Here is an 18240-nt window from a genome sequence, read left to right as displayed (position 1 = left end):
GCAATGTGTCAGACAAGGAAAAAGACAGATAATCAACGCACTAGGTGACACTAGTCACAACGCCTCGGAACGGGATGCAATGCTTAGGATTTGTGATTTGTAATCAGTAGGTCCGCGGTTCGAGTCCGTGTGGGGGCACCATTTCACATTTTGATGTGAAATCCGCTAAAAACTCAAAGATTACAGACGTTTGCGGAGTTCGAAATCCGCTTTTACGGTTATAGGCTAATGGCTCTATGAACGCCATTCTGAGCACGTTTTTGCGTAAGGTCAGATTGCCACTCTCCCATATTTTCCAAGGGTTTGAGAGGAAATCTCTCAAAAGTTCGAAAATATCTGCCTTCGAATACTTCGGTTTACTGTTTTGGCCGAGTTTGTCGGTCAGTAAAAGCCTCTCATCTTCCAATGTCGCAATCTTGGTTTCATAGGCGGCCACCACTTTGGGATTGTTGGCTTCAACCAGCTTTTCCAACAGAGAATCTTGTTGCTTGTCGAGCTTGGCGATGTCGCGCCTTATCTGATCTTTGCCGCTGCTTGTTTGAACCGCACGCTGATCCCAAGCATCAGAAAGCATTGAGGTTACAATCTTGAGCAGGTTTTGTGAGGGCGTCAGGCGTTTGAGCAAAGCCTCAAACCCTTCATCCACTTTCTCAGCGCGAATGTTCTTACGGTACTCCGCACAATTGCGATCTTGGCACCAGTAGTAAGGATAGCGCTTGCCTGTGGCGCTACGTGACCAGCAAGAAGTCATAGGCTGATCACAGCATGCACAATTCAATGCACCACGCAGCGGGAAATCTTCGCGGATGTTTTGTTTTGCTGGCGCGATGGCGCGGGTGTTCTTGCGGTCCTGTATTTGTTGATAGGTTGACAGCGAGATAATCGGCTCATGATGTCCCTTGCGGCGTGTGACGCCCCAAGGTTCATGCTCTACATATCCTGCGTAAATAACCCGCTTGAGAATATCGCTGACTTTCTGTTGGCGAATTTGCCCATTGGGCAAGTCTTTGGGAAAGGCTGGCTGGCTCTCAAAGAAACGCTTCACCTCCACCTGTGATGCAAAACGACCAGAGGCATAGCCTTCCAATCCTTCCTGAATGATGGAGGCAACTGGCTCATCGCGCACCAAGATCTTGCCGTGCCCTTTGGTCTTTTTGTAGCTGTAACCGATAGGGGCTGAGAACACCGAGTAGCCGTTCATCATGCGGCCCTTCATGCGGTTGTGGGTTTGCTCTGCATTCTTCTCGCGCTGATGCTGCGCCACAGAGGCCAGCATGTGCTCCACTAAGCGTGAGTCACTGTCTTCACCAAATTCGATGGAGGGGCTTTCAAGAAGTCCTCCAGCCTCTGAGAGTGTTTCTCTGAGCTTGATATGCGCCTGCACATTGCGGGCAAAGCGACTGATATCATCAATGATTACCACAACGCTGTTTTGGGGATGCAGACGCAGGAAGGCCAGCATGCGATCCATCGCAGGACGGCGTTCAAACTTGCCCGACATGTCATCAGAGAAGACCTCAACCACATCATAGTCTTTGTAGGTGGCATATTCCCGACAACGGTTTTCCTGTGAAGCGAGGCCATCACCTTCGCGCACCTGTTTGGCACCCGATACACGGGTGTAGATCACTGCTTTGGTTGGTTTTGTTACTCCTGCCATTGTTGTTCCTTTCTGCCAGCATGGGCGTTGAATAAGGATACCACATCCAGCACCTCCTCTTGGCGAGGGTCTTCTGCTTCTCCACAGATTTGCTGGACAGGGTTTAGGTCAAACCCCAGATCAACAAAGGTCACGACAATGGACCAGAGGGTTTCGATAAGCTCTTTTTGTTGCTCAAGCGGCATGTCGCTGTCTTCCAGCATTGCCGCATAGAGTTCCCAGTCGATGCTCAGGCTGGGGCGGGGTGATGCCAAGGCATCAGTGTGTTTTGGCGGACAGGTCATGCACGCTCCTTTCGTCAAATAAATAGTGGGGAAATCTGTGTCTCTTACTGCTCAGTTTGTTCGGCACGCAGTGAGAACACATATAGAACAAATAAACACAGCTCCCGCGATCACGCAAGGATAATTTGTCAATGATCCTAAGCGCTTAACCTGTCACTAGCATGGCAGACCAATGGCTATCTCGGGTAATGGGCGGGTAATTGGGGGTATTCTGCGCTGTTGGAAAACAAGGCTTGAGTACATATGAATGTGGATATTGAATTCATGGGGTTTTGCAGACATGCCAATAAACTGGTCACAGGCAACAACAGAGCAACGTAAAGCCCTTTACAAGGTTGCGAAATCCGTTGCCTCGACCACGCCTTTGACGCTTGAGCGGTTCTTGAACAAAGCCTTGGGCATCACTGGCGATCCTGAATGGGGTGATTTGGCCAATATTCGCAATGGCAAACTGGCGCGGGAGAAATGCCAGACGATCTACGACTATTTGGCTGAGCATCACTATGACTTTGCACAAAAACAGGATGCGGACTTGTTTCCGCAGCGACTTATCCGCGACGTTGAGGCATTTTTTGACAAGGCTGCTCACAAAGGCAGGTTGCGCGTAATTTTTGCAGATCAAGGCTTGGACCTCGTGAAGCGGAGAAGGCAAAAGCCGAAAGCTGATGTGTCGGTGAAGCTGGGGGAGGAGTTCTATTTTGAACTCGATGCTGCAAGCTCAGGCTTTGCCGCAGCGTTCCAAGGTTATCAGGGCAAGTACTATCCATTCCCGTTAGCCGAGAATGGCGAAGATCTGATAGGTCGCATCAATGCGGGGAAACAGAACATTCCCCTCAGCATTGGTGGTGATGTGGATGTGCTTTCAGAAGATGAAAACACGGGCATGCATCACTTTGTTGTTCTCACCTCTACGAACCTGAACCACCTAGTTTCTGCTGATGTCTTGCCAGATCAATTAGACCGATTGGAGGTCTATGCAGTACGGGTGTTTGTCGGAAATCACCAAGATACATAGCCCATGTCAGGGTTCTGAATCCTATAGGATTTGGCATGTTGAACGAGTTTGGACATCTCGACATTGACGTGCTCGATCCCACGGTCATCTAAGGTGAACCCTGCACGAATATCATTCTCTTCAAGGGCGTGGTCGAACTCTTCAAATCGTGCGCCAAGCAGAATTTCGAAAAGCTCATCGTTGATCGTGAACTCGGACGATAGCGCAGAATACAGAGCATCACGCACGACAAATGCACGCACAAGCGGGTCGGGGTGGTAACTTTCCATGTCCAGCTCTATGGCTGTTTCTCTCAAGTGTCTGAAGAGGGTGTAACAAGCGATGATGGTCAGCGAGCTGACTTGTTCGACCGCAATCTGAGGTGGCCCGAAGATTTCTCGTAGATTTGCTGATACGTCATCTGCTTGTAGTTCTCGGATCAGTCGGGCAGCGTCCATAGCGATATGACCAGCGGCCACTACATCCGCCTCATACTCCCAAACTTGCCGTGTTACCTTGGAAGCTAGTGATGGTCGTTTGCGTTTGACGAACTCAAGTTCATCCAAAGCGAGACTGGAAGCCCCCAACTTGTCTGCATGCCCGGCCAAGATATGACCGATTTCGTGGTAGAATGCGAAATCCAGGCTGATTTTGGTCAGTAGTCGGATCAACGCACCACGATGACCTGAGGAGAGGGGGAGCCAGTCTAGCAACAGGGGATCACGGAACAATCCATCAAAAACAGCGCTGAGCTTACCATCCAGAGTCTCGGATATCCGTATCATGTACTCTTTGCCGAGGCGTTTGACCGATGCAACGCTGTGATCGTTCGAAAGATCGGCGAGTTCGGTTATCACGGAAGCTATTGAATACACAGAAGAGATGGCAGCGGTCATGTCTTGCCAGTGTTCTCTGTGTTCTATGTTATGGTGCCGCAACAGTTTTGCCTCCGTCAGTGACCTTCGAACAGTACTTTACCATCGTTCAGTTGATAGAGGTCTGAACGTTACAGCTTCGTTTGGGGGCGCCAGGGCGCGCGAGGTTTGGCGACCAGCAATGACTGAAAACCTAAAAATCACTGCTGGGTGGTCGGAAGTCTATTGATAATATACCATGGTTGTGAAAGCATAAGGCCATGTTGCCAAAGATTGTTAAACACCTGATTTCTATTTCTTTCGTTTCAGCAAACATCATTGCGACTAGTGCGGCAAGCGCGCAGAGTGATGCCGTGGTCGATAAGATGCTGAAGGCGCAATATTGCGTAGATTCTTATTCCACCAAAGTTTTTTTAGATGGCGCACCCGGTCAGCAAGCTACTCCGATTGCAATGGTGCAATGCAGCGAATTTATCGCGGAATACGCCGATCAAATGCTTACAGAAATGGAGAGCTTCAGTGGTGAACCATTTTCAGAGGCGGATAGATCCAAGCTTCTCTCTCGCCTGGTTTTCGATCTATTTGATAGGCAAAATAATTTGATGACTGGCGGTAAAAAGTAAAGTCGATGGTGACTGAAATGAGAAAAATTTCCATTCTTTCAGGCGTTCTAGGAGTTATCTTCAATCAGGCTGTTGCTCAGTCACTTGATCCTAAGGAGGTGGAAATCGAAGCGGCAATAGAAAAATTATATTCGGATGCTGGAAAAAAGGCTGCATCTGAATCTGGATTGTTTTTGCTCGAACAACTTGGTGACAAGACTCTTCTGGAAACTGCAAAGCCAATTTTGAAGAAGCTTGGAACACCTGGGAAGTTTAGCCCAATTTCAGATTTTTTTCTAAGTCCTTCGTCAACTGGCTATTTTGCCGAATATCCTTCCCCTGGTGGAGGAACACCAGAAGTTATTGACGACAAAATCTTTGAACAACTTTTGTTAGATGCAGGAGTGGACGTCGCTGCATTTGCACAAGATTATGATCTTTACACACCGAGTGGTTTGGCGAAATACAATGCAGACCTGCGACGCTTGTTAATGCAACGATTTGTTCAGTCAGGGAGTGATGATGGTAGGCTTCGCTATCTAGCTGTAGAAGCCATCAACTACGATCGTTTGTATCAAGAACAAATTGCTGGAATCGCCTCTATTCCATCAGAGGAAAACTCACAACAGGTGCAGTCTGAAACGCAGGGTTCTTGCTCAGTTAGCGAAGACGATGCGCTTGACTACTTCGCAGACCTTTACGGTGGGTTAGGTTTCGCAGCAAACAATGCAGTGATAGCATTTAGCCAGGACGCGACTACCCAAGTGATTTCTCGCAATCCTTTTGTCTACAAGACCAGCGACCCGGAAATTTGTAGTTTTTTCGATCGTGGCACTTCTGAATTGGAATCACAAGCACCAGAGTTGTCTAATGCCGCAGAATGGTTGCGGGATCAGGCAATCGAAGAGGGTTGCGATGGTCGTACCGGAAAGATGCTGTCCGACGCCATTTTTGTACGTGATTTGGACGCTGATGGACGTGACGATCTCATTTTGTCCCATGATGGTATTGTCTGTTCTGGACAGCCTCAGAGAAGTATTTACTGCGGCGCACAGGTTTGCTCGCTAAACATATTCCTCAGAAGAGGTGATTTATTGAAGTTTGCTGGTGAGGCTGACGCACTCGTTGAAAGCATCAGCAACGCAAGCCCCCCTATCATAGCTCTGTATCTGCATGGCGGAGCCAAAGCGCGCGTTCAGTGGGATGGATCACAATTTGTGAATCGGTGAGCAGCCAGTTAAATCTGGCAATTCTCGAGCTAGAATATCAAAACAAACAGAATTATGCCTAGAACTATCCAGCCTAGTGCGCTGCTGATTGTTGTTGTGTTGTCATCTGGGAGAGGAGGAGCCATTCCCTTTTCTAGAGATTTGATAACTCCTCTAACGCGCTTGTCCCAATTTTGAGGCAGCTCGAAAACTATCTCATGTGATAGTTTCAACGTCTCGTTGGGTTTCGATTCTGAGTGCTTAATTGCCTCTTCAAGCATTGAATCTAATGTCTCTGGGATGTTTTCTAGTTTAAGAGCCTGCAAGGCTAAGATGCCTGTTACAACGCTTTTGCACTCCATGTAGTCATCCGATACCAAAGCTGCATGAACGCGTTCCTCGTACTCTACAATCTGGTGTATCCATCGCTGAAGTAAGACACAGGTATGATGTATTTCATCTATGTTTCCAGGTTCACCGGGCATTCCCCAACTGTTTGAGAGACGATCGAGCAACTTTTCTGCTGGTTCAACCATTGTCGACATTTCTCTAATGCGTTGGTTTAGCCATTCAAGGGCGGACTCGTCGTAAACGTGCTCACCTATGGTGTTGTACATACCGTTTTCCAAATCTTTTAGTTTTTGGAAGTCCTGTTTTGTAAGATGTCGGAAGAGTTCTGCTGTTAATGTGAACTCCCATCCGTCGGGTTTGTCTATGGCGATACGTCTGATGATAGCGGGGTACTGGGAAAACTGCTCGATTCTTTCTCTATCTAGTTCTGCTTGAATACGGTCAGTTTCTGTTCCTAGCTCACGAAGTATCTTCTTCTCGTGGCGCTCCCTCCAAATGAGAAGAAGTTCAATTGAGTATCTGTCCGCATCGGCATCTATCATTTTGTGGCAGTTTCGGCATAACCAAATACCGTTGGTAATTGCAGATCTAACTGTGTCGGTCTTGGCCTCGTCGAAACGTGGAGCGTTAGGCCGCGCACCGGAAATGTGCGCAGCTTCTCCAATGGTTGTCGCTTTGTCTGATTGCGAGTTCGGCCCTACGGTGGCGACGCCGCAGTCTGGGTTGGAGCACCTAAAACCAGCTCTCTTTGCGATGGTATCTACAGTCTTTTTTGAAAAGTCAGGGGGCATAAATTTCCAGGGTTCTGCTCGTTTTTTCAAAGCTCAGAGTACAGGATTCTTGATGAAAGTCGTGAGCCATTTGAAGGTTGTACATAGGTGCTGGGTGCAAGGTCAGTTGACACCTTTACGCTACGAATACCTTGATCATCTCTTGGCTTAAGGTTCACCGCTACAGCACTAAGTCGTGCTGCGAGCATCTGTGTGAAAATCAATTTGTCGATTTAGTTGTCCACAACAAAGTATGTATGTAGGCCAATCCTCGCTTGAGCTATGTGGAGGCTCCACTCGCCTTGGCCTACATACTTTTTGAGAGATTACTATCCTCTGGGCCGTCCGCAGTTAGGGCAGGTTCCACCCGATTTTTTCCTAGGTTTGTCCTTTACGACGTTGCCACCTTGGGTCCGAGAATAGTCAAGTTCGCCACGGTTGATTACAGAATGACCGTGATCGGAGTCGCCTTTTGATGTGTGAAAAATATCTGTTCTGGATGGGGTTTGAATCATTTTCACACGGTTAGGTCGAACATTTTTAGGAAAACGAAAAATCTTTCTCCAACTTGCTGATTTGTTGAAGGCCTTCGAAAAAGACATGGCTTCTCTCCATCTTGCCGTCCACAAGATAGATATTGGTCATTAAGAAGCGAATTGCACCCTAACGGGGTTCAAATTTGGCATTGCTATCCCCCGCACGTCTCACGCCATCTCGTCCTGAAAGCAGGTAGGGTGCTGTTAACAATAACATATTTTTGTCGCTACGTGCTAAATTCATCAAGAAATTTAATTTCTCAAGCGGCTATTCGATTTGGTTGCCAATGGCGGTTTTCAGAAATCAAGGTGTTTGCCACAACGACCAATTTTCTCATGACTGCGGTGAGGGCGACCTTTGGATTTTTGCCTCGCTGAATAAGTCTGCGGTAGGATTGGCCGAATGGATCAGATCGGCTGATCGCACTTACCGCGCACATGTACAGAGCGTTGCGGACGGTGCGTCTACCGCCTCTGATAATGCGTTTTCCTGACTTTGTGCCACTGTCCCAATTCATCGGCGCAACGCCTGCCAGAGAGGCTATTTCTTTAGCGTTGGCTTCTCCTAGCTCGGACAGGTCGGCAAGCATAATTGCTGCGGTAATTTTTCCGATATTTGGAACGGAAGTCAAGATTTCGAACTTGCTTCGCAGATCGGGAGTGGATTTGATCAGGTCAAAAATCGCAACTTCCAACGCTTCCTTGTGGCACATCCCAAGTGACATTCGCGCCTTGATCTGGCGCTTGGCAATCGGGTGGTCTGTTGTTTGAAGTTGGCGTTTTAAATCTGCCACTTCATCGCAGACCTGACGCCGAGCAATATGCAGATCGTGTAATTCTTGTAATGTTTTTTCTGCTGGAACCGTTATCTCAGGTTCCATGCGTTGTGCAAACCGAGCTAAGGCCTCAGCGTCGATCACGTCGCTCTTTGCCAACTTTCCAAGGCTATCCGCAAATTGCCGAGATCGAAAAGGATTAACGATTGTCACGCTCAGTCCCGCCTCATGCAGCATAGAATGTGCCAATCGATGGTACTTTCCCGTTGCTTCCATGGCGATCAATTGAACGCCATGTTTGTGGAATTCGCGAATAAGCCCGCGAATGGCTTTTACTGAATTTTCCACTTGTGACACCAGCCCATGGGGCAGGATGCAAATGTCTAATTTATGTTTGCTTACATCAATACCGACGAATGTGTCGGCGCTTTTTTCTACTATCTTTTCTTGCCATCGAGACATCTATAGATTCTCCTTCATCTGTTCAGATCAATAAAAATTGTATGATCCGATCCAGCTTGCGAGCGGTCCAAATTGACCCAAGATGTGTTCGACCCAAATCATACGCTGGTGATACCCTTTGACACCGCCAGCCGGATCAACTTTGCAATAACTGATCCATTAATGAGTTTGGCAAGATGTGTGTGGTAGTACCACACAATCTTGAAAAGGGGGCTGCTGCGCTCCCCCGTTTTATCCCCCAAAGCTGATGGTCGAGATTGGCATTGAGCCAGTCACGACCATGCAAACATATCGGTGTTTGATCCCTCGCAGGTGAGATTTCGCTCTCCCTGCACCCATCGACATCAAGGGCGTTCCTGCCCCTGAAAACCCTGATCAACCGTCCGCCGCTTGAATGCCGCCAGCTTATCGAAGCTGAACCCGACAAAACGTGCGCGTTTGATCCGTGCCGTAGGTAGGGCTAACCCGTCACCATTTCGAGGAGGGCAGGGCTTGTGGTTAGACCCTGACCTGCATTGATCAATATCAACAGTAAGCAAGGGAGGCGTGTATGACGGCTCGCGGGCCGCAATGGCTCAAGCCGTTCCCTCATAAGCCTCGGGACCAACTGCCCACTTGCTAAGAACCTGAGTGAGTCGAGGTGCCGGAACGAAAAGCTCCCTTTGTTCATATAGTGTTCATATAGCTTCGGCCTGCCTGTTTTCTGAGGCAAATTTGGTGAAATCGATCGATTTTTCAGGTGGTTGTGATGTAATCTGAAAAAAACAATCTAAATATTGATTTCGGCCTCTCACTGTGAGTAAGTTTACTTACGGCGACATTGAGCGTCATGCACTAGGCAAAATGCCTTTCCCCATGAAAATTGCGAAGTCTCGGTTATGAATATTGGTGGCCACTTTGTTGGCCCGCGTGTTGTAGGATTTTGCTTGGATGTTACGAACGCTATTTTGCCGAAAGGTATGCTGCAATGCTTGAGATAGTTGCTGGACTGAAGCGACAAATGATCGCCTCAAAGAGTGGGACTGGTGGCGTCGATATCAGTGTTGGGTCCAATGCAGGAAAGATGATACATCTCGATATCAGGAAACGCGGTCCGAGTTCAAAAACCTTCCAAAACCCTATACGTTTTGTCTCGGGTTTTGGAACAGCTAACACCTCGATCACTTGTGCGGAGATTGAGAGTGACAAAAACGACCATTTTGGTTGCTCGGGTAAGAAAATAGGTCTTAGACTTTGGGCTCTGCCGCCACGTGAGATTGGCGCAAGTCATGCCTAATATATATAAGGATGTATTTCACTGTTTGATATCCTCAATGTTCAGTAGAAACGTGACTTTCTCGCTACTGATTTTCGTGCTGATGGCTTTCATCAGCACGAAAATAATTGCGGATCACAATGTTCCAAACAATTATATTTTCTGGCCCGTGAATCTCCAAGATGCTCACGAGAGAGCCTGTGAGCCTCCAATTCCAAGTGTTCAAGAAGTACCTTGTAGAACAGTATCAAACGGGCCTGTGAAGCTCAATTTTTTTGAGATATCAGACAAAATCGGTTTGGTGAACTTAATACATAATGGCGCTTTGGAGCACTCTGAGATCAGTGATGGTCACATATTCTTTTATGAGCGCCTAACTGGGGACATGGTGGATGGTGCAGTATCCGTCCGTCGGATTTTTTGCATTTCTACACAGTCGGGAAATATCGGCTATGCATGGGATGGTAGAAGCTACCAGTATCATGAAGAGGCGACAGAAACATGTCCTATCGGACAGGAGGATTGGCCATGGGCGCATTAGATAACATTACTTTTGAGGGGCCTAACGCCTCGGAGCTACAAGCTGCTTATCAGTATCTCTACGATAAATCACCAACATTTCGAAGCTCATTGGACACTTACGTTGCCTCGCCAATGTCACAATCTATTGTAGTGACATCCGTTTCTGCTGCTGAGCTGCCCGGCGTGCAAAATGTCTCCCCCGGTGGCATTACAGATAGCGCCCCCGGTTACAATATCCTAATAGACGGGACAATTTATCTTGGGGTGAATTTTGATGTTTCAGCGACCATTTTAGGTGCAGGCGTTCCGGATGGATGGACGTACCGTTTGGGCGATCCTATGAGCGACGCCGATTTCATCAACCGATTAAACGACGTAGGATTCATTGATCCAGTGGAATTTTTCCCTGACTCTGACGCTTTTTGGCAAAATAATGGTCAATACATCGATGGATACGACACCTGGTCGCAATTGCCGAATTTGGGACTGGGTGAATTATACGATACGTATTTCAAATGGGCATACCAATCTAGTGGAGCAAGTGCAGCAGGTGTTGCTTTCGAAGACTTTCCTGATAGCCAATTTTATTTTTCTTGGGAGGAGAGCCCTGCTGCATTTGAAAGCCTAAACTATTTGAGAAATGATTCTATCATTATTCGGGAAATGACTATTGAGGAGCGCTTAGGGCATGAATTTGCTCATACATTCATACATGGCGGGTTAATTAACGAAGAAACCCAAGTGATTGAGTATATGAATGGCGTTCGTGAGGATATGGGGCTTCCCCCGATTCGTGAAGGCACGGGCGGAAGCGTCAGCATTCAAGACATGCTCTCCAGGTTGGCAAAAGAGGGCTACTCCATGCCAACGGTTGTTCAATTATTGGAAACTCTTAAGAAGTTGTGCTTTGGTCCCGAGGTTCCCATCGACATGTGGCCGCTTGAACCTGAATTCGCGCCTGATCCGAAAAATCCGTGCAAGCAATACGATCAAGACGAGGTGCGTGCCAAAATCTGGAAGAAGCCGATAGAGTTGATCGAAGTCGGAGATTGGGTCGTATCACACGACAAAAATGGCAATCTGGTTCCGGGCTATGTTCCCCGCACCATGACCAACGACGCGAAAATTCTGCTGAATTTTCATGGTACCCGCGTCACCCCAGGTCACGTCTACTACCGCCCTGACAGCAAGCGGGTCAGCAAGTATGAGACCCTCATCGACATCTTGCGTGACGACGGGGTGGTAGAGCAACAAGACGGTGTGCAACTTCGCGCAGCCACCAATGCACCTGTGGATGGACCGCTGGATGGGTTTGTGAAAGCGATCACCGGGACACTTACATCAAACGGCGCAGTTGAGGTCATAGACCAAGGCCGTATCCGTCTGGGGACACGGTTCATTGTGCGCAACGATGAAGGCTACGCGGACTATTGTGTGGCGGATTTGATTGCAGCCGCAGGTGGTATGGTTGGTGAGGACGAATTGATCCGATTGGAAGATGGCGTCGCGATGCCGTTCCATTGGGAATTTGGCGATGTTTTGCCCAAGCCCGAAGACTTCGTTTTGGCCTGTTCGGGAACCTCGCTTGTAGAGATTTACAAAGCTGCTGAATGGGAAAGCCAAGGGCCACGCCTTTCTGCGCCAACCGTGCTTGATGGTGGGCCTGTGAAACCGCTTGCCGGTGCCGACTATGACGGTATGCCACGCAATGAACCTCTCACGCTAAAGAGCCTGAGAACAAAAGAGACTGACTGATCGGGGCTTTGCGTAGGCCCAGTCTAACTCAGATGGCAGAAAGTCTCTGAGACATCCTCCGCCAAAATCAGAAGGCGGACATCCCAAAATCCAACGGTGGTGACAGTGCTCTTCCGGGCACGATGGTTGCTGCCTGCGCAAAGACACTATTGCGCGACGACATCCGGAGATGAAGCCGTGAACAAATTGAACGAAAAGACCGCTGCTCGTGATGTGCCGAGCTCAGAAGAGTTTTCCAAGGTGATGGGGCAAGTGACTTGGCTGATGACCATGTCAGCAAAGCATAGAGATAGGCCCATTTCAATTCTCGAAAGCCATCTTTCGGCTCCGTTGATGTTCCGTCAGGTTCGTGTGTTTATGAAAGAGAAACAGCCCATTGCGGCAATCGTATGGGCGTATGCCTCTGATGAGGTGAAGGCGCGTGTGGAGGGGGGGGCGTTGGATTTGGGTCTCGAAGATTGGCGCTCAGGACCACATGTCGTTGTGATCGATTGTATCAGCCCCTTCGCAGACGAAAAACTATTCGTCGAAGGTTTCCTTTCGCAAGTGGCGGAAGCCCAAAACAATTCTCCAGAAGAGTAATTTCCAATGTCTGCTTTGCCTGTCAGCGCCCCTATGCGCGCGTTTAGCCCGTCGTTGTTTCAATCAAAGATTTCTCTGGAAACCAACCAGGATGTAGCGCCAACGCATGCTGTTGGAACATCTTCGCATCGTGTCTACAACTTCGAAGTCAGAGAGCACCATAATTATGTTGCCGATGGAGTTCGAGTTCACAATGAAAGTGTTCTTTCCTTTTTAACACCCGAAGAATGGGCTGGTATCGATTGGTCTACCTTGCGGGATTTGGACGACAACAATGAGCTTGACTACGTTGAGATCGTCACAGAGAGAAACGGATACAAAGCCGGAACCACTCGTTATAAGGTTGAAAATGAAAACGGCGAGGAAGTTCTCAAGATAATCGAAACCTACACCGATAAGCATGGTCGGTTGGTGCAGGTGGAGATCGTGCGATCCGGAGATAAAGTCATCAAGCAACCTCCTGTCATACTGACTGGAGCGCAGTTTGGTGAAAACGTTGGCACGTTGATTACCCCGTTTTTGACGACGGCCATTATGGGTGACGACGCCACTCCGTTTGAACAGATCGCGACGAACACCATACTAGGGACATTTGTTGAAAATATCTTTGAATTTGCCGGAGGGCAGATTCACAGCCAAATTGCCATGCCAGATGATGACGTGGATGTTGGTGGTAGTACCGTTGGCGTGGTAAGTCATACGTTTAAGGACATTGCCGGTGATCTGGTCAGCAATGCTGCCGACTATACCGGCGCACAGCTTACAGGTTGGATCATGGCGGAAGTCTTCGGCGGCATGATCGGAGACGGCATTGGAGATGAGCTGTTCACGCGTATGGCGGGTGAAGGGATCAACTACATTGTTGATGAAGCCTTTGAAACCTTCTTGGTGGACGTTTGGGGCGTAGATGAAACGAATAAGATTTTTGGTGGCGCACTTGAGGATCTTAAAGGCCTTGACGATTTCGACTTCAAGGAAGTGTTCAGTATCGGCGCAATTGGTACACAGGCGTTGTCCATAGGGTTCCGGAGGCTCTTACCGGAAATTGAAACCGTGGAAGGGCAGCTTGCATCAGGTCTAACCACTCTTGCGCTGAACACTTTCTTTAGTGGCGTTTTATCTTCCATCAACGGGGCTATTTCCACAGCCTTAAATTTAGGGAATTTTGCCGCCCAAGCTACATTTGCCACCCAAGCGCTTGCCGCTATTAACCCGGTTGTGGCGATCGTTTCAGTGATTGTTGGGCGCATTTTTGACCAACTCTTCGAAAAGAACCCAGAGGCCTTCACCAACGTTGTTTTCAACAAAGACACAGGTTTGTTTGAGGTCGGCACCTCTTGGAGTGATGATGGCGGCAACCTTGAAACCGGCCAAAGAATGGCCGAGTCCTACGTCGAGTTTATGAATGGAGTGATTACGCAATCGCAATCGCAGTCAAACAATTTTGCTGAGTTGGGTGATGAGCTTCGGCTTGTGTTTGGACACTATGAAGATCTTATTCAAAATGGATCTAGTCGCAATTTTGAGGCGCTTGATGTGGCGATGCAGTCGCGCGTTGTTGATACGGTACAAAAGCTTGAAATCAATGACGGAGATCTCAAGTTCATTGATGTGATTGATGCTGCCAAAATCGACGCCGATTTTGTCGACGACATCGTGCATTTCGGTTCCTATTCTTATTGGAAAAAGTTTCTCGGGATCAAAGTTAAAAAGAAATGGGTTTATACAGAAGTCAACCCTGAGGCGACGCTTGGGACCACAAACGAAGAACTTCAACAATTGGTCGAGGATTGGCCAGCCGGTTCACAAGACGACATAGCAAGTTCAGTTTTGGAAGCGCTGAATGGAATTTATTCAGATCTCCAGCTCACAGCTGTTTCAGATGCCGCAATGGTGGCTCGGATCACTGACAGGTTATCTTCTTCGAGCCGAAATAAAAATCTACTATTACCTTCCAAAGATGCGGCCGTCGACGAACTGGGCGATGCGCTCTACCTACGTGCCATGATGTTACGCGTGGAGCAGGAAGGTTTTAATTTCTCAAGCAAAGACGAACTCGTCCAAGCTGTCGCGGACAGTGGAATTTCTGTTCTGACAGATCAGGAATTGTACTCACAGCTGCAGTACAATATGCAAATCGCGCAAGAGTATGAACAATACCTCGCTGATCAGGTGGCATATGATGCCGCAATAGCCGCCGCTGGGCCAAACAGCGCTTATGCACAAGGGTGGGCGGTCACATTCCTTGAAGCTGAACGCCTTGGTTTGATGCGAGACTACCAAGCTAGCGGAGATGAGATCAGCAACCGTTTTGTTGCTTCCAGTGGGGATGACCATATCACTGGCAATGAGAACAACGATACTGTGTATGGATACTCAGGAAACGACACACTTTTCGGTAATACCGGTGACGATAGTTTGGTTGGTGGCCTGGGCGATGACAGTCTTGACGGTGGGCTTGGCAGCGATCGACTGTTCGGTGGTGCAGGAAGCGATATGCTTTCTGGTGGCGAAGGTAATGACCATCTGATCGCCGGGTTGGGAGATGATACCCTCTTGGGCGGTAGCGGCGAAAATCACTATGCGATTGATGCTGTTGGTGACAATCAAATTGAGGACCAAGGAACTGGCGGGAGTTCGTTTCACCTCTTTGGTGTTACAAAAGATCAGGTGACGTTTTCCGATGTAGATGGTGCAAAAGTTCTCACTTGGGAGACCCAAGATGGACGGGAAGGTAGCGCGTCAATTGTCGGGTGGGATAATTTTATTGCGATTGGTTACGGTGGAACCAGTTCGTTTGGTGATGTAACCAGAGACGGAAATGGAATGTTGGTGTTCACTGGTGATGATACCGAGGGTGATGTCATCTCAGTTGGAGGGCTCTGGAACGGCCGTTATTCTATTCAGGGTGGGACAGGAAACGATACGCTTGTTTCCGCTGCTGCAGCTGAAGGTGGTGGTTGGAACTATATGAGCGGCCAAGCCGGCAATGATACCTATATTTATTATGCCTCCGCCGGAGATGTACGGGTAACTGCCAACGGCGAAGGAGCTAATGAGGGTCAGGATGTTTTCCGTTTCGCAGATGTCAACTTGGCGGAAGTCACCTTTAGTCTCGTTGATAGCGGGACGGCCGCCGACGGTGAATTTCTACAAGCCGCATTTACCGACGAAGGTGGTACGGAACACAAGATTCAATGGGCAAATAAGGGTGAGCAAATCAACTCTTTTGAGTTTGCAGACGGAAGCCACTTTGCGCAGGTAGAATTCGGTTCTGGTGGGCGATTGCTTCTTGACGGCTCCGAAAACGTCGATGTTATTTATAGCCCAAATGAGGCGAATAGTTACTATCTGCGGGGGTATGCTGGAAATGACACGCTTGTTGCCAATACCGACGCGCCTGGAACGCAGTATCTTGCTGGAGGAACCGGTGATGATTTCTACAGATACTACTCTGCTGCAGGCAACGTTCGTATCACATCTTGGGGCGAACCTATAGACGGTGGTGTGGATACTTTCCGATTTGAAGATTTGAATTTGGCAGACGTGACTGTCAGTCTGGTTGGCCCAGAGGATAGTGAGTACCTGCGCTTCACTTACAATGATGTGGGGGGTGATACGCACACGGTTGATTTTGCGAATAAAGGCAAACAGATCAATCGTTTGGAGTTTGCGGATGGCAGTTCACTAAACTCCGTGGCAATCACTCCAACTGGAGAGATAGAGTTTAAAGGCACCGCAAAAGAGGACATTATAAATTCTGGATCTGGTGATGACATCATCTTTGGCGGTGCTGGCAGCGACTCCATTCATGGCGGTGCCGGAAATGATATAATCTACTCCGGTGAGAACACCGGGGGAAATTTCGAAAATGCGGACGATTGGTCGCCCGACAACACTTGGTCATTCTGGGACCGGCAGAAGTGGGTTTCTGGAGACTTTGATGGAGATGGGTTGGGTGACCTAGCAGCTGTGTATGGGAATAGCGGTGGCGGTCTTACTATGAGGGCCTACTTATCTGAAGGCAACGAATTCGCAAGCGTGGATAACTGGTCGCCCGACAACACTTGGGGTTTCTGGGACAGCCAAGAATGGCTCAGTGGCGACTTCGATGGGGATGGTCAGGATGATTTGCTTGCAGTCTATTCCAACAACAATGATGAGCTTACACTTCGCACTTATGTGTCTGGTACGAACGCTTTTGTAAATGCAGCGAATTGGAGCCCCGACAACACTTGGGCGTTCTGGGACACGCAGAAGTGGATGACCGGTGACTTCAACGGTGACGGCCGTGATGATATTGTTGCTGTCTATGACAACAATGATGGTGGCTTGACGATGCGCACCTACCTTTCGGAAGGTGACGGATTTGTTAATGCAAACAACTGGTCTCCTGATATTACTTGGGCCTTCTGGGACAGCCAAGAATGGATGTCTGGTGACTTTAATGGGGATGGAAAAGAAGATCTTGCCGCTGTCTATGATGACAACGACGGTGGTCTAACCATGCGTGTCTACTTGTCAGAAGACAACGGCTTTGCGAGCGTTGCCAATTGGACGCCCGACAAAACTTGGGGTTTTTGGGAGACACAGGAGTGGTTCTCCGGAGATTTCGATGGTGACGGTAAAGATGATATTGCTGCAGTCTATGATGACAATGCTGGCGGCCTGACGATCCGTGCCTACCTGTCTAGCGGAGATGGATTTACCAATGTAGGAAATTGGACGCCAGACAGTACGTGGGGATTTTGGAGCAGCCAAAAGTGGTTGACTGCGGACTTTGACGGCGATGGGCGCTCAGAACTTGTCACTGTCTATGATAATAGTGACGGCGGAGTTCGCATGCGTACCTATCTTTCTGAAGTAAATATCGAAGTTCTCAATGGTGGAAGTGGTGACGATTCATTGTTCGGAGGGAGTGGCAGCGACCGCCTGATTGGTGGCGCAGGTAATGATCACCTGACTGGTGGAAGCGGTGCGGACATCTTTGTGTTTTCTTCGGGTGAGGGTAGCGACACAATTTCTGACTTTGAGGATGGCATTGACTTGATCGAAATTCGCGGCCAAGCCAACGGGTACGCAGGACTGGTCGTTTCAAGCAGCGCGAGCGGTGTTGAAATCGCGTTTGGGAATGACACTATCGTGGTCGAGGGTGTTTCTCTGTCTAAGATAGATGTGGAGGATTTTGTATTTGTGTAGTGCGGCACCTTAGACCGAAAAGCTCGATCAGCATGATAACAGGATTACATACAGCAAAGACCATATTCGACGTTGGTAATCGGACACTGATGGCATGTGAAGAGTGGTTAGAGATGGGCAAACTAGCCACGTAAGGTAATCAAACTAAACCAAATAGTTCATCGTAAGGTGGAGAAAATTCTGGGCGCAGTTCAATAGCAACTATGCCCAGATCCACTTCTCTAATTTTTGATGGTCAGGAGATTGCCCTCACTCTGACCATTTGCGAGGTACTAGGGCTGCCACCCCCGCGCGGATCAAAGGGTGGGTCCTCGCCATGCTCGGTTCGCTACGCTGCACCTGCGCGTGGCTCTGGTCCTGCCTACGGCACCTTTGATCCTTGCACCCCCGCTCCTCGGCGGAAGCCAGA

The 18240-nt window shown here is 48.6% G+C and carries 11 protein-coding genes; 6 read left to right on the top strand and 5 right to left on the bottom strand.

Going from position 1 to position 18240, the window contains the following annotated elements; genetic code table 11:
• Positions 1 to 103: 103 nt before the first annotated feature.
• Both J7382_RS06765 and J7382_RS06760 read right to left on the bottom strand, forming a co-directional pair.
• A complete protein-coding gene (locus tag J7382_RS06765) occupies positions 104 to 1660 on the bottom strand; it encodes a recombinase family protein (RefSeq protein WP_209068200.1) in 1557 nt (518 codons plus the stop codon).
• Positions 1648 to 1944, bottom strand: a complete 297-nt coding sequence (locus J7382_RS06760; protein ID WP_209068198.1) for a hypothetical protein — start codon at positions 1942 to 1944, stop codon at positions 1648 to 1650. Before J7382_RS06760 ends, J7382_RS06765 begins: the two co-directional genes overlap by 13 nt.
• Positions 1945 to 2191: 247 nt before the next feature.
• Here J7382_RS06760 and J7382_RS06755 point away from each other — a divergent pair, with 247 nt between their 5' ends.
• Complete coding sequence (locus tag J7382_RS06755; RefSeq protein ID WP_209068196.1) at positions 2192 to 2959, top strand: hypothetical protein; 768 nt, start codon at positions 2192 to 2194, stop codon at positions 2957 to 2959.
• Here J7382_RS06755 and J7382_RS06750 read toward each other — a convergent pair.
• Positions 2944 to 3834 carry a hypothetical protein gene (locus J7382_RS06750; RefSeq protein ID WP_209068194.1) on the bottom strand — a complete coding sequence of 297 codons (891 nt, stop codon included), beginning with the start codon at positions 3832 to 3834 and terminating at the stop codon, positions 2944 to 2946. The two genes, J7382_RS06755 and J7382_RS06750, sit on opposite strands and share 16 nt — an antisense overlap.
• A 239-nt stretch (positions 3835 to 4073) precedes the next feature.
• Here J7382_RS06750 and J7382_RS06745 point away from each other — a divergent pair, with 239 nt between their 5' ends.
• Both J7382_RS06745 and J7382_RS06740 read left to right on the top strand, forming a co-directional pair.
• Positions 4074 to 4436, top strand: a complete 363-nt coding sequence (locus tag J7382_RS06745; RefSeq protein ID WP_209068193.1) for a hypothetical protein — start codon at positions 4074 to 4076, stop codon at positions 4434 to 4436.
• Positions 4437 to 4453: 17 nt separating this feature from the next.
• Entirely contained in the window at positions 4454 to 5644 is a 1191-nt protein-coding gene (locus J7382_RS06740; RefSeq protein WP_209068191.1) for a hypothetical protein, read from the top strand.
• A 29-nt stretch (positions 5645 to 5673) separates the two neighbouring features.
• Here the strand turns inward: J7382_RS06740 and J7382_RS06735 are convergent, their stop codons facing one another.
• Together J7382_RS06735 and J7382_RS06730 are read right to left on the bottom strand one after the other, a co-directional pair.
• Positions 5674 to 6765 (bottom strand): hypothetical protein, encoded by a 1092-nt coding sequence (locus J7382_RS06735; RefSeq protein WP_209068190.1) that lies wholly within the window; start codon positions 6763 to 6765, stop codon positions 5674 to 5676.
• A 775-nt stretch (positions 6766 to 7540) separates the two neighbouring features.
• A complete protein-coding gene (locus J7382_RS06730) occupies positions 7541 to 8518 on the bottom strand; it encodes an IS110 family transposase (RefSeq protein ID WP_209068189.1) in 978 nt (325 codons plus the stop codon).
• 1783 nt (positions 8519 to 10301) lie between these two features.
• On the opposite strand from J7382_RS06730, the gene J7382_RS06725 reads away from it, so the two are divergent.
• The 3 genes from J7382_RS06725 (at position 10302) to J7382_RS06715 (ending at position 17831) form a co-directional block, all read left to right on the top strand.
• Complete coding sequence (locus tag J7382_RS06725) at positions 10302 to 12050, top strand: hypothetical protein (RefSeq protein ID WP_209068188.1); 1749 nt, start codon at positions 10302 to 10304, stop codon at positions 12048 to 12050.
• A 177-nt stretch (positions 12051 to 12227) separates the two neighbouring features.
• Complete coding sequence (locus J7382_RS06720) at positions 12228 to 12632, top strand: toxin-activating lysine-acyltransferase (RefSeq protein WP_348540012.1); 405 nt, start codon at positions 12228 to 12230, stop codon at positions 12630 to 12632.
• A gap of 6 nt (positions 12633 to 12638) precedes the next feature.
• Positions 12639 to 17831, top strand: coding sequence for an FG-GAP-like repeat-containing protein (locus J7382_RS06715; RefSeq protein ID WP_209068186.1), 5193 nt, complete (start codon positions 12639 to 12641; stop codon positions 17829 to 17831).
• Positions 17832 to 18240 lie beyond the last annotated feature (409 nt).

This window comes from Shimia sp. R11_0, assembly GCF_017744035.1.
GTDB lineage: Bacteria > Pseudomonadota > Alphaproteobacteria > Rhodobacterales > Rhodobacteraceae > Shimia > Shimia marina.
The sequence above is the reverse complement of the archived record's forward strand: the minus strand, read 5'-3'. Positions and strand labels throughout refer to the sequence as shown.

Bases quoted from the DNA above. Each gene is read 5' to 3' on its own strand.
- J7382_RS06715 (WP_209068186.1), top strand. From the start codon at position 12,639: ATGTCTGCTTTGCCTGTCAGCGCCCCTATGCGCGCGTTTAGCCCGTCG.
- J7382_RS06760 (WP_209068198.1), bottom strand. From the start codon at position 1,944: ATGACCTGTCCGCCAAAACACACTGATGCCTTGGCATCACCCCGCCCC.
- J7382_RS06750 (WP_209068194.1), bottom strand. From the start codon at position 3,834: ATGACCGCTGCCATCTCTTCTGTGTATTCAATAGCTTCCGTGATAACC.
- J7382_RS06740 (WP_209068191.1), top strand. From the start codon at position 4,454: ATGAGAAAAATTTCCATTCTTTCAGGCGTTCTAGGAGTTATCTTCAAT.
- J7382_RS06745 (WP_209068193.1), top strand. From the start codon at position 4,074: ATGTTGCCAAAGATTGTTAAACACCTGATTTCTATTTCTTTCGTTTCA.
- J7382_RS06765 (WP_209068200.1), bottom strand. From the start codon at position 1,660: ATGGCAGGAGTAACAAAACCAACCAAAGCAGTGATCTACACCCGTGTA.
- J7382_RS06735 (WP_209068190.1), bottom strand. From the start codon at position 6,765: ATGCCCCCTGACTTTTCAAAAAAGACTGTAGATACCATCGCAAAGAGA.
- J7382_RS06755 (WP_209068196.1), top strand. From the start codon at position 2,192: ATGTGGATATTGAATTCATGGGGTTTTGCAGACATGCCAATAAACTGG.
- J7382_RS06730 (WP_209068189.1), bottom strand. From the start codon at position 8,518: ATGTCTCGATGGCAAGAAAAGATAGTAGAAAAAAGCGCCGACACATTC.
- J7382_RS06725 (WP_209068188.1), top strand. From the start codon at position 10,302: ATGGGCGCATTAGATAACATTACTTTTGAGGGGCCTAACGCCTCGGAG.